At 55.4% G+C, this 26,702-nt stretch carries 25 protein-coding genes; 9 read left to right on the forward strand and 16 right to left on the reverse strand.

The features are described 5' to 3' along the window. Window positions 1–22: 22 nt before the first annotated feature. Genes pheA through gyrA form a run of 3 tightly spaced genes read right to left on the reverse strand, consistent with a single transcriptional unit; the run spans window position 23 to window position 4,900 of the window. Window positions 23–1,114: a prephenate dehydratase gene (pheA, locus tag OSH04_RS03025; RefSeq protein WP_009463912.1), complete on the reverse strand. Its 1,092-nt coding sequence runs from the start codon at window positions 1,112–1,114 to the stop codon at window positions 23–25. Further along, a complete protein-coding gene (serC, locus tag OSH04_RS03030; RefSeq protein WP_083053340.1) occupies window positions 1,107–2,216 on the reverse strand; it encodes a 3-phosphoserine/phosphohydroxythreonine transaminase in 1,110 nt (369 codons plus the stop codon). The genes pheA and serC overlap by 8 nt, the downstream gene beginning before the upstream one ends. Beyond that, the gene (gene gyrA / locus OSH04_RS03035; RefSeq protein WP_035272681.1) at window positions 2,216–4,900 is read right to left on the reverse strand and encodes a DNA gyrase subunit A; all 2,685 of its coding nucleotides are present in this window, start codon (window positions 4,898–4,900) and stop codon (window positions 2,216–2,218) included. The genes serC and gyrA overlap by 1 nt, the downstream gene beginning before the upstream one ends. Before the next feature lie 440 nt (window positions 4,901–5,340). Between gyrA and ompA the strand changes: the two genes are divergently transcribed. From ompA to gph, 3 genes are all read left to right on the forward strand, one after another. Beyond that, window positions 5,341–5,937 (forward strand): outer membrane protein OmpA, encoded by a 597-nt coding sequence (gene ompA, locus OSH04_RS03040; RefSeq protein WP_009464175.1) that lies wholly within the window; start codon window positions 5,341–5,343, stop codon window positions 5,935–5,937. Between the two features lie 83 nt (window positions 5,938–6,020). Next, window positions 6,021–6,743 carry a bifunctional 2-polyprenyl-6-hydroxyphenol methylase/3-demethylubiquinol 3-O-methyltransferase UbiG gene (gene ubiG, locus OSH04_RS03045; RefSeq protein ID WP_009464176.1) on the forward strand — a complete coding sequence of 241 codons (723 nt, stop codon included), beginning with the start codon at window positions 6,021–6,023 and terminating at the stop codon, window positions 6,741–6,743. Window positions 6,744–6,749: 6 nt separating this feature from the next. Further along, entirely contained in the window at window positions 6,750–7,445 is a 696-nt protein-coding gene (gene gph / locus OSH04_RS03050) for a phosphoglycolate phosphatase (protein WP_083053339.1), read from the forward strand. Between the two features lie 6 nt (window positions 7,446–7,451). Here gph and OSH04_RS03055 read toward each other — a convergent pair whose 3' ends face one another. Continuing rightward, on the reverse strand, window positions 7,452–8,318 hold the full coding sequence (locus OSH04_RS03055; RefSeq protein ID WP_035272676.1) for a LysR family transcriptional regulator: 867 nt from the start codon (window positions 8,316–8,318) through the stop codon (window positions 7,452–7,454). A gap of 84 nt (window positions 8,319–8,402) precedes the next feature. Here OSH04_RS03055 and OSH04_RS03060 point away from each other — a divergent pair, with 84 nt between their 5' ends. Then, the gene (locus OSH04_RS03060) at window positions 8,403–9,938 is read left to right on the forward strand and encodes an MFS transporter (RefSeq protein WP_266107920.1); all 1,536 of its coding nucleotides are present in this window, start codon (window positions 8,403–8,405) and stop codon (window positions 9,936–9,938) included. Here OSH04_RS03060 and fdxA read toward each other — a convergent pair. The 3 genes from fdxA to OSH04_RS03075 all read right to left on the reverse strand — a co-directional run bounded on the left by fdxA (window position 9,935) and on the right by OSH04_RS03075 (window position 12,336). Then, on the reverse strand, window positions 9,935–10,267 hold the full coding sequence (fdxA, locus tag OSH04_RS03065; protein ID WP_035272674.1) for a ferredoxin FdxA: 333 nt from the start codon (window positions 10,265–10,267) through the stop codon (window positions 9,935–9,937). The genes OSH04_RS03060 and fdxA overlap by 4 nt on opposite strands. Before the next feature lie 121 nt (window positions 10,268–10,388). Next, window positions 10,389–11,462, reverse strand: a complete 1,074-nt coding sequence (locus OSH04_RS03070) for a linear amide C-N hydrolase (protein ID WP_035272672.1) — start codon at window positions 11,460–11,462, stop codon at window positions 10,389–10,391. Between the two features lie 544 nt (window positions 11,463–12,006). Continuing rightward, a complete protein-coding gene (locus OSH04_RS03075; RefSeq protein WP_009456315.1) occupies window positions 12,007–12,336 on the reverse strand; it encodes a hypothetical protein in 330 nt (109 codons plus the stop codon). Between the two features lie 106 nt (window positions 12,337–12,442). Here OSH04_RS03075 and OSH04_RS03080 point away from each other — a divergent pair, with 106 nt between their 5' ends. Further along, the gene (locus tag OSH04_RS03080; protein ID WP_266107922.1) at window positions 12,443–13,246 is read left to right on the forward strand and encodes a hypothetical protein; all 804 of its coding nucleotides are present in this window, start codon (window positions 12,443–12,445) and stop codon (window positions 13,244–13,246) included. Between the two features lie 42 nt (window positions 13,247–13,288). Here OSH04_RS03080 and OSH04_RS03085 read toward each other — a convergent pair whose 3' ends face one another. Beyond that, on the reverse strand, window positions 13,289–15,364 hold the full coding sequence (locus tag OSH04_RS03085; protein ID WP_266107923.1) for a catalase: 2,076 nt from the start codon (window positions 15,362–15,364) through the stop codon (window positions 13,289–13,291). 248 nt (window positions 15,365–15,612) lie between these two features. On the opposite strand from OSH04_RS03085, the gene OSH04_RS03090 reads away from it, so the two are divergent. Continuing rightward, on the forward strand, window positions 15,613–16,737 hold the full coding sequence (locus tag OSH04_RS03090; RefSeq protein ID WP_266107924.1) for a metallophosphoesterase: 1,125 nt from the start codon (window positions 15,613–15,615) through the stop codon (window positions 16,735–16,737). Window positions 16,738–16,759: 22 nt separating this feature from the next. Here OSH04_RS03090 and OSH04_RS03095 read toward each other — a convergent pair whose 3' ends face one another. Beyond that, window positions 16,760–17,536 carry a DNA alkylation repair protein gene (locus OSH04_RS03095; protein ID WP_035272663.1) on the reverse strand — a complete coding sequence of 259 codons (777 nt, stop codon included), beginning with the start codon at window positions 17,534–17,536 and terminating at the stop codon, window positions 16,760–16,762. Next, window positions 17,533–18,021, reverse strand: a complete 489-nt coding sequence (locus tag OSH04_RS03100; protein ID WP_022983289.1) for a MarR family winged helix-turn-helix transcriptional regulator — start codon at window positions 18,019–18,021, stop codon at window positions 17,533–17,535. The genes OSH04_RS03095 and OSH04_RS03100 overlap by 4 nt, the downstream gene beginning before the upstream one ends. Before the next feature lie 290 nt (window positions 18,022–18,311). Between OSH04_RS03100 and OSH04_RS03105 the strand changes: the two genes are divergently transcribed. Then, entirely contained in the window at window positions 18,312–19,595 is a 1,284-nt protein-coding gene (locus tag OSH04_RS03105) for a pyridoxal phosphate-dependent aminotransferase (RefSeq protein WP_009456304.1), read from the forward strand. A 58-nt stretch (window positions 19,596–19,653) separates the two neighbouring features. Here the strand turns inward: OSH04_RS03105 and OSH04_RS03110 are convergent, their stop codons facing one another. After that, window positions 19,654–20,556 (reverse strand): LysR family transcriptional regulator, encoded by a 903-nt coding sequence (locus OSH04_RS03110; RefSeq protein ID WP_266107925.1) that lies wholly within the window; start codon window positions 20,554–20,556, stop codon window positions 19,654–19,656. 142 nt (window positions 20,557–20,698) lie between these two features. On the opposite strand from OSH04_RS03110, the gene OSH04_RS03115 reads away from it, so the two are divergent. Continuing rightward, on the forward strand, window positions 20,699–21,100 hold the full coding sequence (locus tag OSH04_RS03115) for a RidA family protein (RefSeq protein ID WP_022983255.1): 402 nt from the start codon (window positions 20,699–20,701) through the stop codon (window positions 21,098–21,100). Window positions 21,101–21,140: 40 nt separating this feature from the next. Here the strand turns inward: OSH04_RS03115 and OSH04_RS03120 are convergent, their stop codons facing one another. Further along, on the reverse strand, window positions 21,141–21,728 hold the full coding sequence (locus OSH04_RS03120; RefSeq protein WP_088450381.1) for a TetR/AcrR family transcriptional regulator: 588 nt from the start codon (window positions 21,726–21,728) through the stop codon (window positions 21,141–21,143). After that, window positions 21,729–22,184 carry a MaoC family dehydratase gene (locus OSH04_RS03125; protein WP_035272656.1) on the reverse strand — a complete coding sequence of 152 codons (456 nt, stop codon included), beginning with the start codon at window positions 22,182–22,184 and terminating at the stop codon, window positions 21,729–21,731. Between the two features lie 729 nt (window positions 22,185–22,913). On the opposite strand from OSH04_RS03125, the gene OSH04_RS03130 reads away from it, so the two are divergent. Further along, a complete protein-coding gene (locus OSH04_RS03130) occupies window positions 22,914–24,656 on the forward strand; it encodes an ABC-F family ATP-binding cassette domain-containing protein (protein WP_266107926.1) in 1,743 nt (580 codons plus the stop codon). 99 nt (window positions 24,657–24,755) lie between these two features. On the opposite strand, the gene OSH04_RS03135 is transcribed toward OSH04_RS03130, so the two are convergent. From OSH04_RS03135 to OSH04_RS03145, 3 genes are all read right to left on the reverse strand, one after another. Then, on the reverse strand, window positions 24,756–25,259 hold the full coding sequence (locus tag OSH04_RS03135; RefSeq protein WP_266107927.1) for a GNAT family N-acetyltransferase: 504 nt from the start codon (window positions 25,257–25,259) through the stop codon (window positions 24,756–24,758). Window positions 25,260–25,292: 33 nt separating this feature from the next. Next, on the reverse strand, window positions 25,293–25,784 hold the full coding sequence (locus OSH04_RS03140) for a RidA family protein (protein WP_009456291.1): 492 nt from the start codon (window positions 25,782–25,784) through the stop codon (window positions 25,293–25,295). A 203-nt stretch (window positions 25,785–25,987) separates the two neighbouring features. Continuing rightward, the gene (locus OSH04_RS03145; RefSeq protein WP_266107928.1) at window positions 25,988–26,605 is read right to left on the reverse strand and encodes a LysE/ArgO family amino acid transporter; all 618 of its coding nucleotides are present in this window, start codon (window positions 26,603–26,605) and stop codon (window positions 25,988–25,990) included. Window positions 26,606–26,702: the final 97 nt, after the last annotated feature.

The following is a 26,702-nucleotide window of genomic DNA, read 5'->3' on the forward strand; positions in this document are numbered from 1 at the left end:
AGGCCTTTCTTGTTGCTGATGCTTAAAAGTCGTTTACGGGGTAAGAACCCAGAATCTTGAAAAAGGCGACTTGTTTCTTCAGTTCTGCCAAAGCAGCAGCCATGGCTGGCTCATCACGATGGCCGATCAGGTCTACGTAGAAATAATATTCCCACTGCCCTGTCCGTGCAGGACGCGACTCCAGGCGAGTCATGGACACGCCATGCACAGCCAAAGGAGACAGCATGTCATAAACAGCGCCAGCCCGGTTGGGCACCGCCAGAATGATGCTGGTCTTGTCATTGCCGCTAGGCAGGGACTCGATATTGCCAATGGCCAGGAAACGGGTGCGGTTGTGCGGATCGTCCTGAATACCGGCCTCGACCACACCCAGATTCCAGGCGGTAACAGCTGTATTGCCCGCAATCGCTGCAACCGTAGGATCGGACGACGCAATGCGTGCTGCTTCAGCGTTGCTGGAGGCGGCCTCACGCAAAAGCTGTGGGTAATGCTTTTGCAGCCAGTTCTGGCACTGCGCCAAAGCCTGAGGATGGGCCATCACACGGGTGACGCCTTCCATCGTGCCAGTTTGGGTCAGCAGATTGTGATGCACACGAATCGAGCGCTCGCCCAGGACACGCAAGGGCGAGTTCAGCAGCAAATCCAGCGTGCGGTTCACAGCACCTTCGGTCGAGTTCTCGACGGGCACCATGCCTACTTCAGCCTGACCCACCTCGACGCTGCGGAAAACCTCGTCGAAGGAGTCACATTGCAGGCCATCCAAAGCATGGCCGAAATGCTCGTAGGCGGCTTGCTCGGAAAAAGAGCCCTGTGGGCCCAGATAAGCCACGCGCAATACGCTTTCCAGACCGCGACAGGCAGAAATAATCTGTCCCCACACCGCTTCGACTGCTGCCGGTGTGAACGGGCCATCATTTTCAGACTGCAAGCGACGCACAATACGTGCCTCGCGTTCGGGCTTGAGGATGACTTCCTCTGTATTGAAGTCCTGCTTGATCTTGCCCACTTCCAAAGCCGCACGAGCACGCTCGTTGAGCAACTCCAGGATCTGGCGATCCAGCTCATCAATACGATTGCGCCAAGGGAGCAGGCGCTCAGTTAAGGTATTAGCCATTCCGTCGTTCAAATTCAGTCATGAAATCGATAAGTGCCTGCACACCCTCCAGCGGCATGGCGTTATAGATTGAAGCGCGCATACCGCCCACGCTCTTGTGTCCTTTCAGGGAAGTCAGGCCTGCAGCCGTAGCCTGTTCCAGAAACAGGGAATCCAGGGACTGATCACGCAAGAGGAACGGGACGTTCATACGCGAGCGATACGCCGGATGCACGGTGTTGTTGTAGAACTCGGACGCATCCAGAAAGCCGTACAAGGCCTCGGACTTGGCCGCATTGCGTGCCTGCATGGCAGCCACACCACCCTGGCGCTCCAGCCACTTGAACATCAGCCCGGCCATGTAGATCGAGTACGTAGGCGGCGTGTTGAACATGGACTGCTGCTTTTCAATGTTGGCGTAGTTGAACGCCGACGGGCACAGATCCATGGCATGGCCCAGCAAGTCCTTGCGTATCATCATCAAGGCAATACCGGACATGCCGGCATTTTTCTGGGCACCGGCGTAAGCAACCGACACGCGCGAGAAATCGATCGGGCAGGACAGAATGTTGGACGACACGTCAGCAACGACGGGGACATCCAGCTTGGGAATATCATTGAACTCCACGCCACCAATGGTTTCATTGGTGCAAACGTGCAAGTAAGCCGCATCCGAGCGCACATCCCATTGGGAAGGCTCGGGGAACCAGGTCCAGGGCGCCCATTCCTTGCCCTGATCCTGCCACGCCTGACCACTGGTACCGGCAACGTGGATATCACCGTAGCGCTGAGCCTCTTCGCAGGACTTGACCGACCAACTGCCCGAAAGCACGTAGTCGGCCTTGCCACTGCCATTGCGCTGAATCAGGTTCAAGGGCAAAAGGCCATTCTGGCCTTGTGCCCCACCCTGAACAAACAGCACCGCGAAGTCATCGGGCACGGACAGCAAGCTGCGCAAATCGGCTTCTGCCTCGTCACGCACACCCATATAGTCCTTGCTACGGTGGCTCATTTCCATGATGGACATGCCGGTGCCATGCCAATCTGTCATTTCAGCAGCGGCTTGCTCCAGCACTTCCAACGGCAGCATTGACGGGCCTGCCGAAAAATTCCATACACGCATTACTCGTTTTCCTCGCCGGAAGGGTCCGCCTGGTCTTGGGCGGAATCAAGTTGATTATCCTGCTCCTGACCTTCTGGCGCCTGACCCTCTTCGGCCAGCTCGGCGTCGACCTCGTCATCGGTCTCCACCACGCGGTACACACCAGACAGCTCGCTGTCATCGTCCACGCTGATCAAGGTCACACCTTGAGTCGCACGACCCATTTCGCGGATTTCAGCCACGCGAGTGCGTACCAGCACACCGGCGTTGGTGATCAGCATGATCTCGTCGGTTTCACGAACCAGCACCGCACCCACGACCTTGCCGTTACGGGCCGAGGTCTGGATGGCAATCATGCCCTTGGTGCCACGACCGTGACGCGTGTATTCGCCAATCGGGGTACGCTTGCCGAAACCGTTCTCGGTGGCGGTCAGCACGGACTGGGTTTCGTCTTCGGCCACCAGCAGGGCAATCACGGACTGACCTTCTTCCAGCGTCATGCCGCGTACGCCACGGGCAGCGCGGCCCATTGGACGCACATCACCCTCATCAAAGCGCACGGCCTTGCCGGCGTCAGAGAACAACATGACGTCATGGACGCCGTCGGTCAGCTGAGCACCGATCAGGTAGTCGCCCTCGTCCAGGCCCACAGCAATAATGCCGGCCTTACGGGGGTTGGAGAAGTCGGATAGCGGGGTCTTCTTGACCGTGCCGCGCGAGGTCGCCATGAACACGAACTGATCTTCGCTGAATTCCTTGACGGACAGCACCACGTTGATCTTCTCGCCATCTTCCAGAGGGAACATATTGACGATAGGACGGCCACGCGAGTTGCGCGAACCTTGTGGCACTTCCCAGACCTTGAGCCAGTACACACGGCCACGGTTGGAGAAGCACAGCAGGTAATCGTGGGTATTAGCGATGAACAGCTTGTCGATCCAGTCGTCCTCTTTCATGGCGGTGGCCTGCTTGCCACGGCCACCACGACGCTGGGCCCGGTACTCGGACAGCGGCTGGCTCTTGATGTAGCCGGTATGCGAGAGCGTCACCACCATATCCATAGGGGTGATCAAGTCTTCGGTATCCAGCTCGGTGGCGTTGTGCTCGATTTGCGAGCGACGAACGTCCTTGCCAGTCGCCGAGAACTCGTCGCGCACGGCGATCAGTTCGTCACCAATAATGGCAGACACACGAGCCGGGTTAGACAGGATATCCAGCAAGTCAGCAATCTTGTCCATGACCTCGCGGTACTCCTGAACAATCTTGTCCTGCTCCAGGCCAGTCAGGCGCTGCAAGCGCATGTTCAGGATTTCCTGGGCCTGCACTTCGCTCAGACGGTACAGACCGTCTGTGTTCATGCCAAATTCAGCACCCAAATCATCCGGACGGTAAGCCTGACGGCCGCCCACAATGGCGCTGGTGTCGGCACGGGCCAGCATCTCGCGCACCAAACCGGAATCCCAGGACCGAGCCATCAGCTCGACACGGGCAACCGGTGGCGTTGGAGCCGCTTTGATGATTTCGATGAACTCATCAATATTGGCCAGGGCTACAGCCAGACCTTCCAGCACATGACCGCGCTCGCGCGCTTTGCGCAACTGGAATACGGTACGGCGAGTAACCACTTCGCGGCGGTGGCTCAGGAAGTAATCCACCAGCTGTTTCAGGTTGAGCAGACGGGGCTGGCCATCGACCAGTGCCACCATGTTCATCCCGAAGGTTTCTTGCAACTGCGTATTCTTGTAGAGGTTGTTCAGCACAACTTCCGGCACTTCGCCGCGCTTCAGTTCAATGACCAAACGCATACCGTCCTTGTCGGACTCGTCGCGGATATCGGAGATACCCTCGATGCGTTTTTCGTTGACCAGCTCGGCAATGCGTTCCTGCAGCGACTTCTTGTTGACCTGGTAAGGAATGGCGTCGACCACGATGGCCTGACGGTTGCCCTTTTCCATGTCTTCAAAGTGTGTACTGGCACGCATAATGACGCGGCCACGGCCCGTGCGATAGCCTTCGCGCACACCGGACATGCCATAAATAATGGCGCCGGTCGGGAAGTCGGGGGCCGGGATGTATTCGATCAGCTCATCAACCGTGCACTCGGGGTGGCTCAGACAGTACAGACAGCCGTTGACCACTTCAGCCAGGTTATGCGGCGGAATATTGGTAGCCATACCCACGGCAATACCCGAGCTGCCGTTGACCAGCAGGTTGGGCAAGCGCGAAGGCAACAGGGCCGGTTCTTTTTCGCTGCCATCATAGTTAGGCACGAAATCCACGGTTTCCTGGTCGATATCGGCCAGCAGTTCGTGGGCGATCTTGGCCAGACGGATTTCGGTGTAACGCATGGCCGCGGCGTTATCCCCGTCGATGGAACCAAAGTTACCTTGTCCGTCGACCAGGGTGTAGCGCATGGAAAAGTCCTGCGCCAGACGCACGATAGTGTCATAGACGGCAGAGTCACCATGAGGGTGGTACTTACCGATCACATCACCGACGATACGAGCCGACTTCTTATAGGCACGATTCCAGTCGTTATTGAGTTCATGCATGGCGAACAGAACACGGCGATGCACGGGCTTCAAACCATCTCGCACGTCGGGAAGAGCACGGCCCACAATCACGCTCATGGCGTAATCGAGGTAGCTGCGGCGCATCTCCTCTTCAAGCGAAACGGGAAGCGTCTCCTTGGCAAAGGAATCCATAGGTCAATTCTTTATAGATATGGGTTAAGCAGTAAGCCAGCCGTAAACGGACAAGAGGAAATTCTAGCACTTTCACATAGAGGGACGCAGCGTAGCGAGGCGAGAAGGCGGGCGATATGTGATTGAAACGGTCGATTCGTCAAAAATCCATCGTCCACTAATCGTATCGATGATGGATTGAAGAAGCGGCCCCACCCTTTCCCTGTTGCCTAAAACCAACAATAAAAGGAAAGAACAAGGCTAATTCCACGCATCTTCACGAATCGTTCCCCGTCCCCCTCACGCATGTGGCCGAAATGTCTTAAGATTCGACCTAACACGCATGAAACCCAGCGCAAGCAAGTCTTTGTTCCGTTCAAAGGATTGCTATACTGGTTCCGTTAATCAGCGGCAGGGGTTCGCTGCGGTCACTTAACAGCATCAGCTCAACGAGGAGAAATATGAACAAACCCTCCAAAATCGCACTTGTACTCGCCATTGCCGCCGCATCGGCCACTAGTGCAGTTTCCGCACAAGAGTCCGGCGAAGTTAACAACTGGCGCAATCCGTTCGGCGACGTTTGGAAAAACGGCACCAACGAACTGTGCTGGCGCAACAACTTCTGGACACCTGCTACAGGTATTCCAGGTTGTGACGGTGTGCCCGTTGCCCAAGCCCCCGAAGCTCCTGTCGTCGCTCCTACTGTCACCAAAGTGACTCTGAACGCTGACACGTTCTTCGACTTCGACAAATCCACCATCAAGCCAGAAGGCCGCCAGGTTCTGGATCAAGTGGCTGACACCGTTCAGTCCATCGATCTGGAAACTCTGATCGCTACCGGTCACACTGACTCGATCGGCGCTGAAGCTTACAACCAGAAGCTGTCCGAGCGTCGCGCCAATGCTGTTAAAGCATACTTGGTCAACAAGGGCGTACCTGCAGACCGTATCTACACCGAAGGCAAGGGCGAAGCTCAGCCAGTGGCGTCCAACAAGACCCGCGAAGGCCGTGCTCAAAACCGTCGCGTAGAAATCGAAATCGTGGGCAACCGCAAGTAATTCTTGCTGCATCACGTATTTCTGTAGCTAAGGCTACAATTAAGGCTCCGCTTTTGCGGGGCCTTAATTTTTTTGGATGAGCCATGACCGCTTCCACCGTCACTAACGTCAATGTCGATCCCGCAGAGATCGATAAATTCAGTGCACTGGCATCCCGCTGGTGGGACCCTGACAGCGAGTTCAAACCGCTGCACGCCATCAACCCTTTGCGTCTGGACTGGATTCTGTCCTACACCGGCTCCCTGGCGGGCAAGCAGGTATTAGACGTCGGTTGTGGTGGCGGAATCTTGTCGGAAAGCCTGGCTCAGTCCGGCGCCGACGTCACCGGCATTGACCTGGCCGAGCGCTCCTTGAAGATTGCCCGTTTGCACAGTCTGGAATCGGGCGTACCCGTCAAATACGAGATGATCAGCGCCGAAGACATGGCTGATCAGCACCCTGGTCGTTTTGACGTTGTCACCTGCATGGAAATGCTGGAACATGTCCCCGATCCGGGCTCCATCATTGCGGCCTGCGCCAAACTGGTCAAACCAGGTGGCTGGGTCTTTTTCTCGACCCTGAATCGCAATCCCAAATCTTTCTTGTTTGCCATTGTGGGTGCCGAGTACCTCTTGCGCCTGATTCCCAAGGGCACGCACAGCTATGAGGGCTTCATCAAACCCAGCGAGCTGATTTCCTCGGCCCGCCGCAGTGGTCTGGATGCCCTGGCATTGAAAGGTCTGGAATACAACCCGATTACCGAGCACTATCGCCTGTCTGGCGACACCTCCGTCAACTACCTGCTGGCCAGCCGCCGCCAAAGCTAAGCCCTCATGAATAAACTGGTTCTATTCGATTTTGACGGCACCTTGGCCGACTCTGCTCCAGATCTGGCTGCTACGGCCAATCGCATGCGCAAGGAACATGGCCTGCCTGATTTGCCCTACGAAGCGCTGCGTCCCTATGCCTCGCACGGTGCACGGGGGCTGCTCAAGGTAGCGCTGGATATCAATACCGATCACCCCAACTACGCACAATTGCGAGCGCAGTTCCTGCAGGACTACAACGATCACATGACGGAGCTGACCTATCTGTTTGAGGGCGTAGCCCCCATGCTGAAACAGCTAGAGCAGGCCGGCTACACCTGGGGCATCGTCACCAACAAGCTGGAATACCTGGCCCTGCCCCTGATCCGTCATTTAGGACTGGAAGCGGGTTGCGCAGTCACCGTCGGTGGCGATACCACCCAGCACACCAAGCCTCATCCCGCCCCCTTGCTGTATGCCGCCGAGAAAACGGGCTTTGATCCCAAAGACTGCCTGTACGTAGGTGATGATCTGCGCGACATCCAGGCAGGTCAGGCGGCGGGCATGGCTACCATGATTGCCGCCTACGGCTACTGCGCGCAGGACGACAGCCTGAGCACTTGGCAAGCCGATATGACCGTGCATCACGCCTCTGATATCTGGGAAGGCGTACAACGCTGGGCCAACGGTCAGCTATCCCGCCCTTCCCCGCTGGCCTGCTGAACAGGCTTAAGGCAGCAGCTCCGACAGGCGCTGCTGCATCCACACTGCCGCAGGGGGCAAAGTTTGCCCCTGTCGCCACAGCATCCGCACTGGCAAGGGTGGCAAAACCATCTCCCGGCAATGCAACTGCGCCAACTTGTTGCGCAAGTTTTCATACTCCGCAATGTTCAGCGGCAAAATCGCCCAGCCCAGACTATCGGCCACCATATCGGCAATGACATAAAAGCTGTCTGAGCGCCACACACTGGGGCTGACAACCGTCTGCTCTGTCCCTTCGATATGAATCAGCAATTGTCGATGTGCCGTCAGCTCTTTACGGCTGACCTGATGCTGACTGGCAAGCTGGTGCGTACGCGCCACACAAATTGCTTGGGGCACAGCGCCAATATAGCTTTGCGCAAATGACGTGGCATCAGCTCCACGATCAAACTGAAAAGCCATATCCGAGCGGCCTTCCTGCACATAGTCCATCACCTCGGAAGCGGTTCCGTTCCAGACCGTCAACTCCAGCGCAGGCCAGCGTTCAGCCAGCTCCTTGAGCAGCAGCCGCAAGGGCTCTTGAGGCAAGGCTTCATCCAGAGCAATTTCCAGTCTGGTCGGTTGCCCTTGCGAGAAATCCAGGGCCCGACGATTCAACACGTCTACCTGACGCAACAAAGCCTTGGCTTCCAGCAGCATGATTTCGCCCGGCACCGTCAGGCTTAACGTTCGTCGTGAACGATCAAACAGCTCCAGATTCAGATCCGCTTCCAGCAGGGAAATCGAGGTGCTGACGGCTGACTGCACCTTGCCCAACTCTTTCGCGGCCTGAGTCATGGAGCCAGTTTCTGCCACAGCGACAAAATGTCGAATACGTTCTAGTGTCCAATCCATTTATCTATTTTATAGATGCTAATCAACTTTGACTGTTGATAATATTGATAGATCATACTTGCTTTCCTACCCATCTGGTCTTTTATGCTGCACAGCTCGATTACCCATCAAGCCCACACTGCTCCCCTATCCCCAAGCCGTCGCTGGTTGATCCTGGCAATTGTGTCGGCAGCTCTTCTACTGATTGTGGTGGACATGACGGTGCTCTACACCGCCCTGCCACGCCTGACCCATGATCTGCAGGCCTCGGCCTCGGACAAGCTGTGGATCATCAACAGCTACGCTCTGGTCGTCTCCGGACTGCTGCTGGGCATGGGCACCCTGGGTGACCGCCTGGGTCACAAGCGCCTGTTCCTGTCGGGTCTGGCCATGTTTGGTCTGGCTTCAGTCGCAGCCGCCTACTCTCCGAACCCAACGGCCTTGATCGCCGCACGCGCCTTTTTAGGTGTGGCAGCGGCCATGATGATGCCCGCCACTTTATCGCTGATACGCATCACCTTTCATGATGAGCGCGAACGTGCGGTGGCCTTCGGTGTCTGGTCTTCTATCGCCTCCGGTGGTGCCGCCTTTGGTCCGGTTCTGGGCGGATTCCTGCTGGAACATTTCTGGTGGGGATCCGTCTTTCTGATCAACGTGCCCATCGTGCTGATCGCGCTGCCTATGGGCTGGATTCTGGTGCCCCGCTCCACGCCAGATGCATCGCGCCCCTGGGATATCAAAGGCTCCTTGCTGATCATGGTGGGCCTGGTAGCCAGCACCCTGGCTATCAAGGAAATGGGCAAGCTGCATACGGATTGGGGTTTGACCGCTGCCGCCCTGCTGATCGGCATCTTGTTTCTGAGCTGGTTTGTCCGTCAACAAAACCGCAGCCCTTTCCCTTTGCTGGACTTTGCCCTGTTCAAGGACGCCACGCTAAGCACCGCCGTACTCTCTGCCTTGACGGCCTCAGCGGCCTTGATCGGCATGGAACTGGTTTTCAGCCAACGCCTGCAATTGGTACTGGGTTTCTCACCGTTGGAAGCGGGCCTGGCCATTATTCCTTTGCCACTGGCAGCCTTTATAGCCGGTCCCTTGGCCGGGCGCCTGCTGGTCGTCATCGGCAGCAAGCGACTGCTGATTGGCGCCCTGAGCCTGGCGGGAGCAGGCATGGCCGCTTATCTGCTGTGGCATAACAGTGCACAGCCTCTACAAGTGATCAGCCTGGTCATGCTGGGCCTGGGTATCGGTGCGGCCATGACGGCGGCTTCCAGCACTATCATGCAAAGCGTGCCACCTTCACGCGCTGGCATGGTGGCCTCGGTCGAGGAAATGTCTTATGAACTGGGTGGTGCGCTGGGCGTGACCATTATGGGTAGCCTGCTGTCCTTCGTATATAGCGCCAGCCTGATCTTGCCACAGGAATTAAGTGACCGCGCCCTGGCCTACGACAGCCTGGATCAGGCCTTGTTGATGGCAGAAACCATGCCACAGAATCTGGCTCTGACCTTAAGTGAACTGGCCCGCGACTCTTTTGATAAAGGCTATGTCGCTGTACTGGCCAGTTGTACGGCTTTGCTGGTGATGGCGGCCTTGGCGGTCTGGTACTTCCAACGCAACAACAGGCATCAGAAAGCCCATTAATCTTTCTTCAACAGCGCCAACTTGTCGGTCTGAGTCGCCCAGTACTCATGATCCGGCAAGGGCGCTTTTTGTTGACTGATACGCTTCCAGGCCGGGTCCCCGCTCAAGGTCCGGTTCAGTTCCACATAGACCTGCTGCTCGGGCGTCACATCCTGATCACTGACAATCGCCCCCACCGGACACTCGGCCACGCAGATGGAGCAATCAATGCACTCGTCAGGATGAATGACCAGGAAATTCGGGCCTTCAAAAAAACAATCCATGGGGCACACCGTCACACAATCGGTGTACTTGCACTGGATACAGGCTTCCGTCACTACATAGGTCATGAAACAGCTACTTCAACAAATAAAGACGGGGCATAGCATAACAGCTGAACATGAACATCATGTGATCGCTGTCGGCTATGCCCCGGGTATTCAGCCTAGAGTGGCATATACCACTGCCCCATTAAACAGCGGGCGGTTCGGCGGGTTCGAACTTGAATGGCTGGGCTGGTTTGAAGTGCTCCAGCACTTCACCCATGTAGACCTTGCTTTGCTCCGGCCCCAGATCCAGCTTCATCACTTTGCCGGTTTCTGCCGAAAAATCTGCTTTTTTCATATCCACCCAGAATGCACCGGGTGACAGAACCGAGTCAAAATAATACAAACTACGTTGATGGTCGAATACCGTGCGCCAGCGTGTCGATGAGTTGTTGGGCTGATCGGGCACTGTCATGCCATATGGAGTAGAAGCGTTACGTATCACGCTCAACACACTGGCTACGGCCTTGTCATCACTCAGGTTGCGTGGCACTGCATCAATGTAAAAAGAGGCGCGAGCAAAACGATCTGCAGCACGGCTAGTGCCGGGTAACATGTTCATGCCCCCCACCTGTTGCCAGTAATCCTTGATGGCCAATTGCTGATCAAATGTGGGCGAATTGGTCAGAACCTGGTATTTACGACTATGGTGGATGTGTTGCTTACCGTCGATATACTCGATAATCGCACTATCCCCTGTGGCATCCGACATGGACAGGTGCAAAGTTGCCAAGCGATCTTCACCTTTGACCTTGGCAGTAACGACTACAAAGGGATTTTTTTCTAAAGCAGCAACCGCTTCTGCCACGGTTGCAAAATTATCCAAGACGTACTGTCCCCACAAAGACATGCTTAAGGTCTTATCGCCTTTTTGAGGCGTTGGATATTGGGACTCCACCAGCCACAGCAAGTTGACGTTCAAACCTTTTTCATTGGCCCCGTCGGTAGAAGCAATGTCATAACCCGACGCAATCACGCTGCCGTATTTCGAGGTCCACTCAATGGACGAGGGGCCAGCTTCGCCAGTACGTTTTTCACCGCGAGGAAAAATCCAGAGGTTGGTGCCGACATCCAGCTTCCAGTCCATGGAACGACCGGTAATCACCTGTCCGTTATCACCCAGAAAAACAGCTCGGGTACACGCCTGAGAGGCCGCAGGCACCAAAGCCAGCCCAACTGCGCATGCCAGCAAAGTACGACGACATTTTTTTAGCAACATCTTTCTCTCCAGAGACGGCTAGCCGCCCAATCAATAAAACAAAAAAACCGACTGCTTACACAGCCGATACATTGGACACGGGTGTAACAAAAACAGGATTAGGACATTGCGTCAAGCCAAGTTAAGTCTTGTGGTGCAAGACCGACAAAAACAGAGCATGAAATCCCTTGTTTTGAGAATAAAAACATTTGCTAACTCATGATCGACCGCAATATTATTTTTTCTTCCTGATCGCCTTGAAGCTGCGCTTTTCACTCTGAAAACGTGGGTAGCTGCCTTATCAGCCCGCGTATAAATGAACCAAATACGATCTCCAAACTAAACACGCCTTTTTCTTGTTTTTAAAAAACTTAAAAATAGTCATTCAGGTCTGAAAACACAGGCGATGTGTGCTCGAAATCTTTTACCCAGAACTAGAAGATCATTAATGACCAGGAATGGCCAAATCCTATCCGTAGGCACAAGGAACGGCATAATGCCTCGACACGGACTTCAATAACATGCAATAAAAAACAGCCCGTTACGGGCTGTTTTGCAAATTCGTCTAAAACTCCAGGCAATCAAAAAACCCCGGCAATCCTGCATAGCTATCCATAAGCTGGTCAATGACATAAGCACTGTCACGGGTTTCCAGAGCCAGCAGGTTTTCCCGGTAATCTTCTTCAGCCAATCCAACGGCTATGCGGCCCGGTTCGACACGGGCACCGGCCAGCAGCTCGGACAGCTTGGGGTCCTGCATCGCCTCCAGGGCAGCGCGCAAGGCCAGTTCTTCGTCCGTGAAACCAACTTGTCCGGTGCGATCAGCGTGTAACGCCGCTTGCACTAAGGGCAACAAATTATCAATATCTTGCTTGCTAAGGTAAAACACATGCATGACACGTTCTCCACGGGTTGGTGATCGGCTAGTCCAGCATACCGAAAGACACAAGACTGGCGCTAGTGCGCCGTCATTTACAGAATTAAAAAGGGGGTCCATGACAATGATGCGTAAACTCACTCATTCCCGCTGGCTATTATTGGGAGTCTTGCCACTGGCCAGTCTGGCTCATGCCCAAGTGAGTGCTCAAGGTCCAGACGCCATGTCCGACAGCACGACTTCGCCACACTATGCCGTGCAGATTACACCCTATGCCTGGATTACCGGCTTGTCGGGTGAGTCCTCCCCCTTCAAACGCGCGCCCTCCCTGGATATAGAAAAGTCCTTTTCAGATGTCCTGCACGATCTGCGTGCCGCGGCCTTTCTGAACGCCTGGGTGCGTCGCGACCGCTATGTGTTCAACAGTGACCTGCTCTACGTGAACACACGCGAAAGTGAAGTGGTAGGTGGTTTGCCTTTGGTCGGTGCTGCAGAAGGGACCGTGGACACACGTCTGTTCATGGCCACGTTGCAAGGTGGTTACCGCATCTACGACACTGAACAAGCCAGCCTGGACGCACTGGCCGGTTTTTCTTTTTGGGATATACGCACCCGTGCCCATCTGAGTACGGCGGGCCGAACCCGACATCATCAGGAGAGCTTCAATTGGGTGGACCCCATGATAGGACTGCGTGCGTTCTATCGTTTCACCCCGGAGTTTTCCACTCAAGCCCAGATCCACTTGGGCGGCTTTGGCGTGGGCTCGCGCCTGAGCTATCAAGTTACCTTGACCTTGAACTACGACCTGTCAGAGAACTTCTCCATCGCTGCCGGATACAAGATGCTGGATGTGGACTATCGTCGCTCCGGCCATGTCTTTGACACTCGCATGTCGGGCCCCGTGCTGGGGCTGAGCTGGCGCTACTGACGGCACGTGAAAGGGGCGGCACCGCCCCCTTTTCACAAGACATCAGGCCATACCATCTACCTGATGGCGTCGCTCCCAGAACCGTGAAGACACTTTTTCAAGCAGATCATCACCGGTTTTGATGACGAACACCCCCTTGTCCACTGAAACGCCTGCCCGGTCCAGCAAGGGCTGGGCTGCGCCGTTATGACCAATTGCTTTCAAGTGTCCATAGGCGTCGGCTACAAAATCCACTGCCGCCTTGTTAGTGCACAGTTTTGAAGCCTCTTCCTGGGTAAGCAGCAAGGCCACCGCATCAAACAGAACCGAAGGCGCACCCGCAATCTTTTCGTCGGCAGCCAAGTGTGTGCCGTCTGACAGCGTCACTCCCCCTACTTGCGGAGCGATAAGCTTGACGGCCACCCCGGCTTCCTGAGCCCCTGTCAGCAGCATTTCCAGCAAGCCCTTGTCAGCTCCGTCCGTTACCAGAATACCCAGCATCCGACCGGCAATCGGCGACTTCTGAGCCAGTATGGACAAGGCTTTGGAAGGTGCCATGTCGATCGGCTTGCGGGCGGGCTTGGCAGGAGGCGGCAAATCCAGCCCCAATCCCTGAGCCGCTCGTTTGGCCAGGTCCTCATCAATGACACGCATGTGCGAGAGCACACGCACACGAACATGATTGAGCTGGACCTTGGACAGTTCAAATACCAGCCCGGCAATCAGATGTTCCTGCTCAACTTCAGTCTGAGAGCGATAAAACAATCGGGCCTGGCTGTAATGGTCCGAGAACGACTCAGCCCGTACACGCAGTTTTGCGCCATCGTCTACGGTACTGGGGAAGGTGCGAAAGCCATGGGGCTGCGCGCGCGGTCCGCCCGATTCACCCGCCTCCTCCAGGCTATTGGGCTCGTAGGTCGCACGGCCCTTGGGAACCTGCGTCTGCATCATGCCGTCGCGCTGCATATTACTGAATGGGCAGCGGGGTGCATTGATAGGAATCTGATGAAAGTTGACCGTTCCCAGTCGAGACTTTTGCGTATCCAGGTAGGAGAACAAGCGGCCTTGCAGCAAGGGATCATCCGTAAAGTCGATTCCCGGAATGATGTTGGATGGCAAGAAAGCAACTTGCTCGGTCTCTGCAAAGAAGTTGTCGGGATAACGATCCAGAACCATACGACCCACAATTTTGACGGGCAGACTTTCCTCGGGAATGAGTTTGGTCGCATCCAGCACATCGTAGTCCTGCTTGTCCGCCCACTCCTGATCGAAGACCTGCACACCCAGTTCCCACTCCGGGAAGGCTTCGCTTTGAATCGCCTCGTACAAATCGCGTCGTAGATAATCCGAGTCCGCCCCGGAAATCTTGACCGCCTCATCCCACAGGGTGGACTGCAAGCCCTGCTTGGGTTTCCAATGAAACTTCACAAAGTGCGACTTGCCCTTGGCATTCACAAAACGGAAAGTGTGCACACCAAAGCCCTGCATCATGCGAAAGGACCGTGGCAAGGCTCGATCAGACATCAGCCACATCACGGTATGCAAAGACTCGGGCATCAGGGAGACAAAATCCCAGAATGTGTCATGGGCTGACGCTGCCTGGGGAAAGCCCCGGTCCGCCTCGGGTTTGACGGCATGGATCAGATCCGGGAACTTGATGGCGTCCTGGATAAAAAAAACGGGCATATTGTTGCCCACCAGATCCCAGTTGCCTTGCTCGGTATAGAACTTGACCGCGAAACCACGCACGTCGCGTGGTGTGTCTTTGGAGCCTTTAGAGCCGGCTACCGTTGAGAAACGACAGAACACCGGCACCCGATGTCCTTCCTTTTGAAATACACAGGCCTGGGTCAACTCCGGGATTGCTTGCGTGCATTCAAAATAACCATGTGCTCCTGTGCCGCGAGCATGAACAATGCGCTCCGGTATACGTTCATGGTCGAAATGGAATATTTTCTCGCGCAGGACAAAATCTTCCAACAAGGTCGGGCCACGCGCCCCGAAACGCAAGGAATTCTGATTGTCCGATATCGGTACGCCATGATTGGTCGTCAACTCAGCATGGCCAAACTGATGTAACTCCCCACCTTGCCCCACGGCATCCTGATTGGTTTTGGCTGCGGATTTTTTCGTCACCATATGTCCTCCAATCAAATCAAACGAAAACCCCGTTCCACTGGGGTGCCCTTGGGAAAAAGCCTAGAAGTTTTAATGACTTGATGTGCGAAGCAATCTCTCAAAACGTAATCAAGCATGTCCACCTTTTTTCGTGACAGAGCCGTAACTGTCTGGTGAGCTCTGACATCATGCCCACTTCCTCGCTCTATACTGAGCACGCTTTATCGCCCGCTCAAGCACGAGCCCCCGTTTCTTTTTGGAATGATTTTGTGTTTCAAGTCGCTGCTCTCGTTTTCGCCCTGTATGTCGCCTGGCGACTGATCAAACCGCTGAAGATCAAACCCTGGATCAAATGGCTGCTCAGCATCTTGGCCGTCGCCGCCACCTTCCACCACTACACCGTAGCGCTGTTCTGGGGCTCACGGGCCTCACCGGAAATTCCCGCACAAGTCATCATGGTCCTGGGCTGGGCTTTTGGGGCAGTCCTGCTGGCCGCCTGCTTTACCTTGATCACGGATCTGGCAGGTTTACTGATGCGCGTTCTGTACAAGCCAGCCGAGCTGCTTCTGTTGCGCTCCCCTACCTTGCGGGGCATGCTGGGCATCGCAGCGGTCAGCCTGTCCGCACTGGGTGTCTGGCAGGCAGTGCAAGTCCCCGAGCTCAAGTCCATCGAAGTAAAGGTCAAGGGCCTGTCCCCCAAGCTGGATGGTTTCAAACTGGTGCAACTGACTGATCTGCACGCCAGTCGTCTGCTTCAAGGCCCCTGGATACAAGCCATTGTTGATAAAACACAGGCTTTGAAACCGGATCTGATCGTCATTACTGGTGATCTGGTCGATGGCACGGTGAAAGCGCGCCGCGATGATGTCGCCCCCTTGCAAGCCCTGTCTGCCCCGCAAGGGGTGTGGGTAATTGCAGGCAACCACGAGTACTACACCCAGTACCAGCCCTGGATCGAGCACTTCAACAGCCTTGGGCTACGTATGCTTCTGAACGAGCACAGCATTATTGAACAAGACGATGCTGCTTTTGCTTTGGCTGGCATTACCGACAAGTCGGCAGCCGTGCATGGGCAACCCATGCCCGATGTGGCTGCAGCAGTCGCCGGGATCCCTGCTGGCATGCCCATCATCATGTTGGCCCACCGCCCTGACACCGCCAAGGAAAGCGCTGCAGCCGGGGCGACCTTGCAGTTGTCGGGCCATACCCATGGCGGCCATATTGTGGGCATGCACAAGATCGTGCAGATGGCCAATGATGGCTATGTGGGTGGACTGTATCAAGTGGGGGATATGCAGCTGTACGTCAGCTACGGTGCCGGACTGTGGGCGGGCTTCCCGCTGCGACTGGGGCGCGCCTCAGAAATCACCTTGATTACCTTGCGCGCCTCCTGATTCCAGGACTGGAACCGGAGCATCAAGACACGCTGCGCAGCGCCCGTCGACACAGGCGCTGCACAGCAGCATTATCCGGCGCTTGCATCTGCCATTGAGCACATAGATCACGCACCCACTGCGGCTGATCCTTGGCCGCATCATTCAAGAAATTGGCTACCGAGTCCTGCACATACACACTGCCATCCCGATACAAGAGCTCAAGAATCGGCAACATGCGTTCCGGTTCTTTTTTCAGGATGGCAATATGTGCGCACCACACTCCCCGAGGGCGCAAAGCCTCACACGCAAAACGACGCAGATATTCCGAGTCTGAGCGCGCCCACTGCTGCAAGCTCTGAATCGACGCATCCAGCTCGGCCACCAAATGAGGACGTACCGCCATCCAGGACCATTCACGCACACCGAAATGCGCATCATCTGCCAAAGGGCGCAGTACCTCCAGGCGCTGAGGCACACTTAAAGATGCACGGGCTCCCACCATAAAGCAGGCCCAGCCCCGCACCACATCAGCCGGGTGATCTAAACAGCGCGTCCAGGCCATCTCGCCATACGTGTCCAGCAAGTATTCCCCAATGGCTTTCATGCGCTTGAGAATGCCCAATTGGGCCAGGGTGTCGATGTGCTCTGCGCCCTGCTCATCCAATTCCGGAAATACGGTCGCCACCAGCACGCGCTGATCGATGGCCAAGGACTCGGTCAGAGTAAGACCCTGGATTTCCCCCTTGGACAGAGCCAGCAAAATATCAGCCGGTATATCCGCAACCTTGGCATAAGCCTTGCGGTTCTCGATACTCATGACGCGTCTTCTCCGCCAGCGGCTTTGTTCAACAAGGCGCTAAGCTGGGTGCACTCCGCCTCGGACAAATGCCGGAACAATTCGCCTATCCACTGGGCATGAGTTCCTACCAGCGTCCTGGCCAACTCCGCCCCCTGAGGGCTGAGTTTCACCATGACAGAACGCCGATCGGTCTGGGCCGCAAAGCGCTGCACCAAGCCCGCTTTCAGCAGCCCATCCACCAGAGTTGTGACAGTCGCCCGCGTCACGCCTGCCCGTTCAGCCAGGATGTGGGAAGGCATGCCGTCGGGTGCTTCCTCCAGCAGGAACAAAAGTACAAAACGGGCCTCACTCAAGCCATGGGGCGCCAACAAGGCGGCGCAGTCTCGATCAATACGGGCAGACAAGGACAGGAGCTGAAAACACAGGGACATGCCCTGAACATTGACGCCCTTTTGCTGCTCTGCGTGCGAGAGCAAGGCCCGATATTTCGCTTCCAGTTTCATAGTTCGATATCAAATGATTTGATGTCGAATCTTAATCTCAGAGCGCTTCAAAAACAAGAAAAATAAAGGAGGGCTGATTTCACATCATGCCAATCCAATCCATAAAGCGGAATATGTCCAGGTAGTAAGGAGCCTATCGACAAAAGAGTGTCGCCAAAATTCGACAATGCCACATTTTAAGCTTGATGCTTACAAGACAGGCCCACGCATGCGGTAAGGTATAAGGCTGGTCAGGCATCAGCCCTGCCACCGTTCATTAGCAGCACACATGGAATCCGATTACCAGCATCATGAATAGCATCAAGAAATCGAGCAAATTGGCGAATGTTTTGTACGATATTCGCGGCCCCATCATGGACCGGGCCAAACAAATGGAAGACGAGGGCCAGCAACTGATCAAGCTCAATATCGGCAACTTGGCGGTATTCGGTTTTGACGCCCCGGAAGAAATCCAGCTCGACATGATCCGCAACCTGCCCAACTCTTCGGGCTACTCGGATAGCAAAGGTATTTTTGCCGCGCGCAAAGCCGTCATGCACTACACCCAGGAACAAGGGATCAAGGGCGTGACGCTGGAAGATATTTACCTGGGCAATGGCGCCTCTGAGCTGATTGCCATGGCCACCAACGCCCTGCTGGACGACGGTGATGAACTGCTCCTGCCCATGCCCGACTATCCGCTGTGGACGGCTGTAACCAGCCTGTCCGGCGGTACACCCGTGCACTACTTGTGTGACGAATCCAAAGGCTGGATCCCGGACCTGGACGATATCCGCTCCAAGATCACCCCACGCACCAAGGGCCTGGTTGTCATCAACCCAAACAACCCCACCGGCGTGCTCTACCCCGACTCGGTGCTGCAAGCTCTGGTCGATATTGCTCGCGAATTCAATCTGGTGCTGCTGGCCGACGAGGTCTACGACAAGGTCCTGTTCGACGACATGAAGCACACCGCCATGGCCAGCCTGTCCAACGACGTACTGACCCTGACCTTCAACTCCCTGTCCAAGAGCTACCGCGCATGTGGTTACCGCGCAGGCTGGCTGGTGATTTCGGGCGACAAGAAAGCCGGTGCCGACTACATCGAAGGCCTGAGCATGCTGGCCAATATGAAGCTGTGCGCGAACGTGCCCGGCCAATGGGCCATTCAGACCGCCTTGGGTGGCTATCAAAGCATTAACGACCTGGTATGCGAAGGTGGACGCCTGCGCCGTCAGCGCGATCTGGCTTACGAGTTGATCACCGCGATTCCCGGGGTCAGCTGCGTCATGCCCCACGCTGCCCTGTACATGTTCCCGCGTCTGGATCCCGAGGTTTATCCCATCAAGGACGACCGCCAATTCTTCCTGCAACTGCTGGAAGCCACCCGCGTGATGCTGGTGCAAGGCACGGGCTTTAATTGGCCTCATCCGGATCACTTCCGCATGGTGTTTCTGCCCCACGAGCCGGACCTGCGCGAGGCCATCAACCGCATCGCCAAGTTCCTGAAAGACTACCGTATCAAGCACGGTACAGAACGGCCTGAGTTTGCCCAGGCGACCATTCCAGTCGTAGACAGCGCCGAAGCTGAATAAAAATCGGACTCAATGAAAAAAGCCAAGGATTCATTCTCCTTGGCTTTTTTTCTGGCACTCAAGATACTTGAGTCAATTGCTCCGCAACCCAATCAATAAAAACACGCAGCCGAACATTCGTATGTTTGCTGCGATGAAAAGCCACATACAAGGGCATAGGGTCCATCGTCCAATCCGGGAATAACGCGATCAGGCGCCCTGCTTGCACCGCTTCCTTGGCCAAATACGCCGGCAGGCAAACCAGCCCCAAACCCGCTTCACCCGCTGCCAGATAGGCGTTGCCATCATTCACGGCCAAGCCATAACGGCCTGGCAAAGAAACCCGTTCTTTATCGCGACGCAAGGCATAAGGAAACGGTTTGTTCTGATGTTCCCACAGGTACCCCACCATTCGATGTGCAGACCCGTCCAGCTCTTCAGGATGCACAACGGTACCAAACCGCTCCAGATACAAGGGTGCAGCATAGATGGACAGATGCAGCGCCCCCACCCGCTTGGCGATCAAGGACTGGTCTTGAATCTGACCACCTCGAACCACACAGTCCATGCTTTCATCGAGCAGATCTACCGTCTTGTCGCCTACGCCCATATCCAGCTGAATATCCGGGTAGCGTGCGTAGAACGACGGCAAGGCAGGCACCAGCACACGGCTGGCTAAAGGGCTGGGCACATCTACCCGCAAGCGGCCACTGGGCGAAGCCAAGGCTTGGGCCAGATCCCGCTCACTGTCTTCCAGATCGGCCAGCAATTGCACCACACGCTCAAAATAAAGTGCCCCAGCGCTGGTCACACTGACCTTGCGCGTCGTGCGATGCAGCAAGCTCACCTGCAAGCGTGCCTCCAATTGCTGCACCAGATGCGTGGCCCGGGTTCGGCTCAGATGCAAAGCTTGGGCCGCCTTGGTAAAGCTGCCCGTTTCCACCACCTTGGCAAAGGTACGCATCGCTTCGAAACGGTCCACGTATTGTCCCCAATCGGTTGCAGTGATTGTTTGGATTATAGAAATAGTGTTGTCTGCCATCCAGCGTTTATCTGTCCACGCACAAGACCTACAGTGCATAGCTCAATGAACTTCACCTGCCCAGCAGGCACTGGAAAGCATGATGACTACCTTACGCCAAGCCGTCTTCCCCACCGAACGCCAAGCCTTGTATGAGCGTGGTCACTACTCACCGGCGATTCGTTCCAATGGCTTTTTGTTTATTTCTGGCCAGGTCGGCAGCCGCGAAGACGGCTCACCCGAGCCGGACCTGGAACAGCAAATACGCCTGGCCTTTGAGAACCTCAATACCGTGCTGGCCGCAGCAGGTTGCAGCTTTGCTCATGTGCTGGATGTGACGCTGTTTTTGGTGAACCCGGAAGCCAATCTGGAAACCCTGTGGAAGGTTCTGCCGGACTACTGGGGTGATGCGCCCTACCCGGCGTTGACAGGTGTAGGGGTGCCTTGGTTGTCAGGCTTTCAGTTCGAGATCAAGGTAGTGGCGCAACTGCCCGAACAAGCCTGATACGCAAGCGCTTGTCGCCTTGATCGATAGGCTAATCGTGCTAATCGGACTCACTGCCAGGCAATGCGGCCAATACTGCAGCCTGCATACTTTGCGTAAACGCGGTATCGCCCATGGCCCGACTGATCATCCCTGTCCCCAACATGGCGGCAAACAAGAGCATGACTTGCTCTTCGGTCTGCTCGGCACACGCTTGCATGGCAACGCCACGAAACTGCTCAAACAAGCTCTCTACGCCTTCACTGTAAATTGCCGTGGTCTGCGCATCCGCAGGCAGGCCGCTGGCCAGGGAAGAAAAGGCCAGGATCGGGCAGCTTTGGGTTTGAGGACGGTGCTTGAAATATCGCCGCATCAAGGCTTGAAACCCTTGCACGGCGTCCTGTTCATAGCGCTGGTTGATACGCTCCCAGGATTCGGAAGACTGGGTAAAAGCAAATCGGGAGGCCTCGTCAATCAAAGCCTCCTTGGAGACAAACTGCTTGTAGAAAGCGCCTGCCGTCAAGCCCGCCTCTTTCATGATGTCCCCGATCGAGACCCCTTCCACTCCATGTTTGCGAAACAGTCGGCAAGCCGTCTCCAGCACACGCTCGCGGTTGCGTTCGGCCTGCTCACGCGAGACACGCCCCATTCAAACCTCCGGACGACGAAAGGCAATCAGCTTGGCAATCAGGCGCTGGCACACCTCATTGTTCTGATTCAGGGTGTGAGACTCCACCACCACCATGCCTCTGTCCGCTTTGGAGCGGGAGGGCTGAATGTCGATGATTTTACTGAGCACATGCAAGACATCGCCAGGGCGCGTAGGCCGTGGCCAATCGATTTGCCCGCCTGCACCAATAATCCCCTGACTGAATACCAGGCTGTCCACCAAAAGCTTCATGGTAATGGCGGCGGTATGCCATCCACTGGCGGCCAGCCCCTGAAAGAACGTGCCCTTGGCCGCCTCTGCATCCAGATGGAAAGGCTGCGGATCAAACTGGCGGGCAAAGCTGATAATTTGCGCTTCATCCAGAGCATGTTCTGCGCTGCGAAACTCCATTCCCAGGGCCAGATCCTCAAGATAGACAGGTGCTTTAAGGCTCATCCGAATACTCTCCAGAAAGTGTGTGAGTGCGCGTCGCTGCCCGCGTAAATAGATTATGGATGGCAGCTATCCTTGCACAGCTTTCCTGGGAAAGCAAGGATAGATTATGGTCATACTCTATTTTTAAAATGGTAATAATTCTGCTTTTTTTACTGCGGAACAAACCATCCAGAAGCTTGCAAGCAGGTGCCTGAACACCGAAAAACAGTCTAAAAACCAGTTCCTTGCGGCCAGATGAAGGCACAGTAGCCAGTGACACACCCGTCAGGCACGCCCCTGCTACTACAGGGACAATGCATCTTGAATGCTACACACCCCTCCAAAAACCAACTCCTGGGTTTTCTATCGTTCTGCTTCCTGATTACAATCACACTCTTGCGGTTTTGTCGGGACGAACGGTGTTTCATACCCGTCTTTCTTTCCCAGGCACAACCAGTCCTTACCCTGCCCTGAGGCCACAAGCTTGTTGATTCAACAAGTCTTTTGTACCCGCTTCAAGCATGGCTAACCCATTGATTAAGAGGAGATCCTACACCTATGTGCACATTCATTTATGCACTCTTCTTTGGTATAGAGAACGGCTCAAGTTTTCGATTTCGCAGCGCGATAATCTAGACTTGAGCGAAGCATTAACTTACTGAAGGACTTCACTCAGGCCTCAAGAATTATCGTCAGCTTCTATTGACGAGGATGCGCTGTACCCGCGCACCCAAGAAACTTGAGCATGTCATGAGTACATTACTGTCGGTCCACTCACTCTCTTACGAAACCCTTTCCGGTCCTTTATTCAAAGAAATTGCCTTCACTATCAAGGCCGGAGATCGAGTGGGACTTATAGGCCACAACGGTTGTGGCAAAAGCACCTTAATCAGCCTGCTTTGCGGCGAACTGACGCCCAGGCAAGGCAGTATTTCACTAGCAAACCACTGCATTCTGGCGCGTGTTGAGCAATACCTGCCAGCGGATCTGCACGCCTTGAGTTTGCTGAACGCCGTACTGGCTGCCCTGCCCGCAGAGCAGCACGATACGGATGCCTGGCGCGCAGAAAGCTTGCTTGGCGAGATGGGCTTTCAGGAACTGGACTGGCATACCCAGGTCAGTGCCTTAAGTGGTGGGCAATACACTCGCCTGCTGCTGGCACGGGCCTTGATTACCCAGCCTGATCTGCTCTTGCTGGACGAACCCAGCAACCATCTGGACTTGCCTTCCCTGCTTTGGCTGGAAGGCTTTCTAAGCAGTTGGCGCGGCACATTTGTGCTGGTCTCTCACGACCAGCGCTTGCTGGATCGCGTGTGCAACAGCACCATTATTTTGCGCGATCGTACGCTGTCTTTTTTCTCTCTGCCCTGCTCGGCTGCGCGTGAAGCGTTGCGCAATCGAGACGAGGCGGATTTGCGTCGTTACCAAGGCGAGCAAAAGGAAATTGATCGCATCGAACAAAGCGCAAAACGCTTGGCTATCTGGGGACAGGTCTACGACAACGAGACCTTTTCCCGCAAAGCCCAAAGCATGGAAAAGCGCCTGTCCAAACTGCGTGAAAACCAGACCGATCTGACGGATGGCACACCCTGGACCTTGCAGCTGCATGGCCTGGACATGAAGGCAGATCGCCTACTGGATATTGCAGATATGGTCGTCAGCCCGGCACAGAACCTGCCTGCTCTCTTTCAAGCCCATGGCCTGCAAGTGCGCAGCGGGGATCGCATCGGATTGGTCGGTCGCAATGGTTGCGGTAAATCCTCTTTATTGCGTCAGCTATGGCGCTACTGGCAGGACGAGGCGGACATGGACGGGCTGAGGTTTCACCCGCAATGCCGCATTGGTTATTACGACCAGGACCAACAGCAACTGGATGGTTCCAAGACCTTGCTGCATGCCTTGCAGGACTTTTCGCCCTTGCCGGACGATGTCAGGAAAATGGCGCTGATCAGTGCCGGTTTTCCTTATCTGCGGCATGCACAGAAAGTGGATAGCTTGAGTGGTGGCGAGCGTGCTCGGCTGATGTTTATTGCCCTGTCGCTGGCCAACTATCATCTGCTCTTTCTGGACGAGCCAACCAACCACCTGGATCTGGAAGGCAAGGAAGAACTGGCAGAGGAACTGTGCGAATTCAAAGGCGGTTTTATCCTGGTCACCCATGACCGGGAGCTGCTGGAGAAAAGCTGCAATCGCTTCTGGCTGGTGGACGAAGGTTCCTTGACGGAAATGCAGGGCTTGACGCAGTTGTATGCTGCTCTGGTCCAGACAGATCAGCCAGAGGAATCCTCATCAGTCTTCAGTCCGGGCACAGGGAGCACAACAAGGGCTCAATCAGCCCCCTCCAGCGACGACACATTGCTGGAGCAACTGATTGAACTGGAAAGCAAACTGGAGGCTGATCTGGCACGCAAGCCCAAGCATCAAAAGCCTGGCTTGCAAGAGGTCTGGCAAGCGGAAATCCACAAGCTGCGCCAAGCCTTGAACCTGGAGTAATCCAGACCTTATGCCTTGACTGCTCAACAGATCCGGCAAGGCATAAAAACAGCCCCTTGTTGTCAGATTCGACAAGGGGCTGTCTGTATCAGCTGGGCTTCAGTCTGCTAAATCCAGCACCAAGGTCTGCGACATCAAGGACGAACCCTCACGCAAAGGCTCGGGCTCTCCGCTGGGCACAAAGCCGTAACTCTCATATAGCCGGACGGCTGCTTCATTCGTCAGGGTCACGCCTAAGCGAACACAGGCTGCTTGCCTGCTTTTTGCCCATTGCACTGCGGTATCCAGCAGAGCAAAACCCGCTCGCAAACCTCGCGCCGACGGCGCCACCCACATCTGATAAATATCGGCCAGAACGGGCTCTGAGACAGACAACTTGCACCAGACCAGGCCGCAAGCCTGCCCCTCTTTTTCAGCGAACAAGACGCGGTCCGTCTCGGACGCACAAGCAGCTTGAATCCGCTCCTGCCAGAAATGCTCTGGATGTGTGGACTCCACGGCATAGGTACTCCCAAATGCATCGGGACAATCACGCAAGGCGCCAAGACGCAATGCTTGATACGTGCGCCATTCCCGCCCCTGAATCGGACGAATAGAGATCACAACACATCCTTTTCAAGAAAAATCTGGCGGCGATCAAGGCCGCACGGCCGTCACCTCCAGCTCGACCAGCCAGCCTGGGTTCACCAGAGCCTGGACCGCCATGGCTGATCGCACAGGCAGATTTGGCTGCTCCTTGGTTCCAAAGTACTTGGAATAGCCTGCCATGAAGCCGTCAAAATCCAACTTGCCACCCTCCGGAGCAACCAGGAAGGCCTGCATCTTGATAATGTCCCCTACCGACATGCCCATCCCTTCCAGTTGAGCCTTGATCTGCTCCATGATGGACTCGGTTTGCTGCTGCATATTGCCATAGGCTGCCGTGCTGGCTGCATCAGCCGACTTGTCGCGCACAGCGGGAACGGTACCGCTCAAGTACACCGTGGTTTTACCGGCAGGCACTTCCACTGCCGTCAGAATCGGGAAATCCGAATTGGGAATAGGATGGCGCTTCACATCCTGCGCCAACGCCGGCGCAGCCAGGCTACTGATCAAGGCAGCAGAGGCAAGCATCTTCACGACATTCATAGTTTTCTCCTGATTGAAGGTTCAAAAACCAAGACTTCATTAGGTACGAGCTCTTCCCTAAAGCCTATTTAATTTCAGAAAGCCGCTCTAAAGTTCAGACAGTTATCTTTTGATTCAAAAAAACTGACTTTCTGTAGCCTGTGCAGCGGGCTGTTATCCAGGCAGCAATCGCATCCACAGAAAATCTCTAAGGAGTCCAAGGCTTAATGCAAAGGCCTCAACAGCAATAAAGCACACAAAGCCAGCATGAAAACAGCGATGCTGCCATCCAGTACACGCCAGGCCAACGGCTGACGAAACACAGGTTGCAGCAACCGCGCCCCATAGCCCAAGGCCAGAAACCAGCTGGCACTGGCCGCACAGGCCCCCAAAGCAAATGCCCACTGCAAGTTACCGGGATAAGGCGTGGACAGACTGCCCAACAGCACCATCGTATCCAGATAGACGTGGGGGTTCAAAAAGGTGAACGCCAGACAGGTCAGCAAGATACGGCGTCGATTGCGCTCGCTCCCCTGCCCGGCCATCAGGCTTCCTTTACCCGTCCAGGCCCGCTGCGCGGCCAGCAGCCCATACCAGGCCAGAAAAGCCGCGCCACCAAAGCGCAGAACTTGCAGCAAACCAGGCCATTCCTGTACCAACGTACCAATGCCAGCCACGCCCCCCAGAATCAGGACAATGTCGGCCAGCGCGCAGATTGCCACCACCAGCCCCACATGATTACGCTCCAAGCCCTGTCGCAACACAAAGGCATTTTGAGTGCCGATAGCCATGATCAGGCCCGCCCCCGTCAGAAAGCCAGTTGCAACAACAGAGAAGAACATGCCAGCCATCCACAGAATTGAAAAACTGCGTTATGGTGCTGTCATTTACAGTTTAAGAAAAGCTAATTATTCTTCACTTAATTAAGAATAATTAATC

It is taken from the genome of Alcaligenes nematophilus (assembly GCF_026344155.1).
Taxonomy (GTDB): domain Bacteria; phylum Pseudomonadota; class Gammaproteobacteria; order Burkholderiales; family Burkholderiaceae_B; genus Alcaligenes; species Alcaligenes phenolicus.

What these genes read in the sequence shown, in the direction of transcription:
- pheA (WP_009463912.1), bottom strand. Translation starts at nt 1,114, where the DNA reads ATGGCTAATACCTTAACTGAGCGCCTGCTCCCTTGGCGCAATCGTATT.
- serC (WP_083053340.1), bottom strand. Translation starts at nt 2,216, where the DNA reads ATGCGTGTATGGAATTTTTCGGCAGGCCCGTCAATGCTGCCGTTGGAA.
- gyrA (WP_035272681.1), bottom strand. Translation starts at nt 4,900, where the DNA reads ATGGATTCCTTTGCCAAGGAGACGCTTCCCGTTTCGCTTGAAGAGGAG.
- ompA (WP_009464175.1), top strand. Translation starts at nt 5,341, where the DNA reads ATGAACAAACCCTCCAAAATCGCACTTGTACTCGCCATTGCCGCCGCA.
- ubiG (WP_009464176.1), top strand. Translation starts at nt 6,021, where the DNA reads ATGACCGCTTCCACCGTCACTAACGTCAATGTCGATCCCGCAGAGATC.
- gph (WP_083053339.1), top strand. Translation starts at nt 6,750, where the DNA reads ATGAATAAACTGGTTCTATTCGATTTTGACGGCACCTTGGCCGACTCT.
- OSH04_RS03055 (WP_035272676.1), bottom strand. Translation starts at nt 8,318, where the DNA reads ATGGATTGGACACTAGAACGTATTCGACATTTTGTCGCTGTGGCAGAA.
- OSH04_RS03060 (WP_266107920.1), top strand. Translation starts at nt 8,403, where the DNA reads ATGCTGCACAGCTCGATTACCCATCAAGCCCACACTGCTCCCCTATCC.
- fdxA (WP_035272674.1), bottom strand. Translation starts at nt 10,267, where the DNA reads ATGACCTATGTAGTGACGGAAGCCTGTATCCAGTGCAAGTACACCGAT.
- OSH04_RS03070 (WP_035272672.1), bottom strand. Translation starts at nt 11,462, where the DNA reads ATGTTGCTAAAAAAATGTCGTCGTACTTTGCTGGCATGCGCAGTTGGG.
- OSH04_RS03075 (WP_009456315.1), bottom strand. Translation starts at nt 12,336, where the DNA reads ATGCATGTGTTTTACCTTAGCAAGCAAGATATTGATAATTTGTTGCCC.
- OSH04_RS03080 (WP_266107922.1), top strand. Translation starts at nt 12,443, where the DNA reads ATGATGCGTAAACTCACTCATTCCCGCTGGCTATTATTGGGAGTCTTG.
- OSH04_RS03085 (WP_266107923.1), bottom strand. Translation starts at nt 15,364, where the DNA reads ATGGTGACGAAAAAATCCGCAGCCAAAACCAATCAGGATGCCGTGGGG.
- OSH04_RS03095 (WP_035272663.1), bottom strand. Translation starts at nt 17,536, where the DNA reads ATGAGTATCGAGAACCGCAAGGCTTATGCCAAGGTTGCGGATATACCG.
- OSH04_RS03100 (WP_022983289.1), bottom strand. Translation starts at nt 18,021, where the DNA reads ATGAAACTGGAAGCGAAATATCGGGCCTTGCTCTCGCACGCAGAGCAG.
- OSH04_RS03105 (WP_009456304.1), top strand. Translation starts at nt 18,312, where the DNA reads ATGAATAGCATCAAGAAATCGAGCAAATTGGCGAATGTTTTGTACGAT.
- OSH04_RS03115 (WP_022983255.1), top strand. Translation starts at nt 20,699, where the DNA reads ATGACTACCTTACGCCAAGCCGTCTTCCCCACCGAACGCCAAGCCTTG.
- OSH04_RS03120 (WP_088450381.1), bottom strand. Translation starts at nt 21,728, where the DNA reads ATGGGGCGTGTCTCGCGTGAGCAGGCCGAACGCAACCGCGAGCGTGTG.
- OSH04_RS03125 (WP_035272656.1), bottom strand. Translation starts at nt 22,184, where the DNA reads ATGAGCCTTAAAGCACCTGTCTATCTTGAGGATCTGGCCCTGGGAATG.
- OSH04_RS03130 (WP_266107926.1), top strand. Translation starts at nt 22,914, where the DNA reads ATGAGTACATTACTGTCGGTCCACTCACTCTCTTACGAAACCCTTTCC.
- OSH04_RS03140 (WP_009456291.1), bottom strand. Translation starts at nt 25,784, where the DNA reads ATGAATGTCGTGAAGATGCTTGCCTCTGCTGCCTTGATCAGTAGCCTG.
- OSH04_RS03145 (WP_266107928.1), bottom strand. Translation starts at nt 26,605, where the DNA reads ATGTTCTTCTCTGTTGTTGCAACTGGCTTTCTGACGGGGGCGGGCCTG.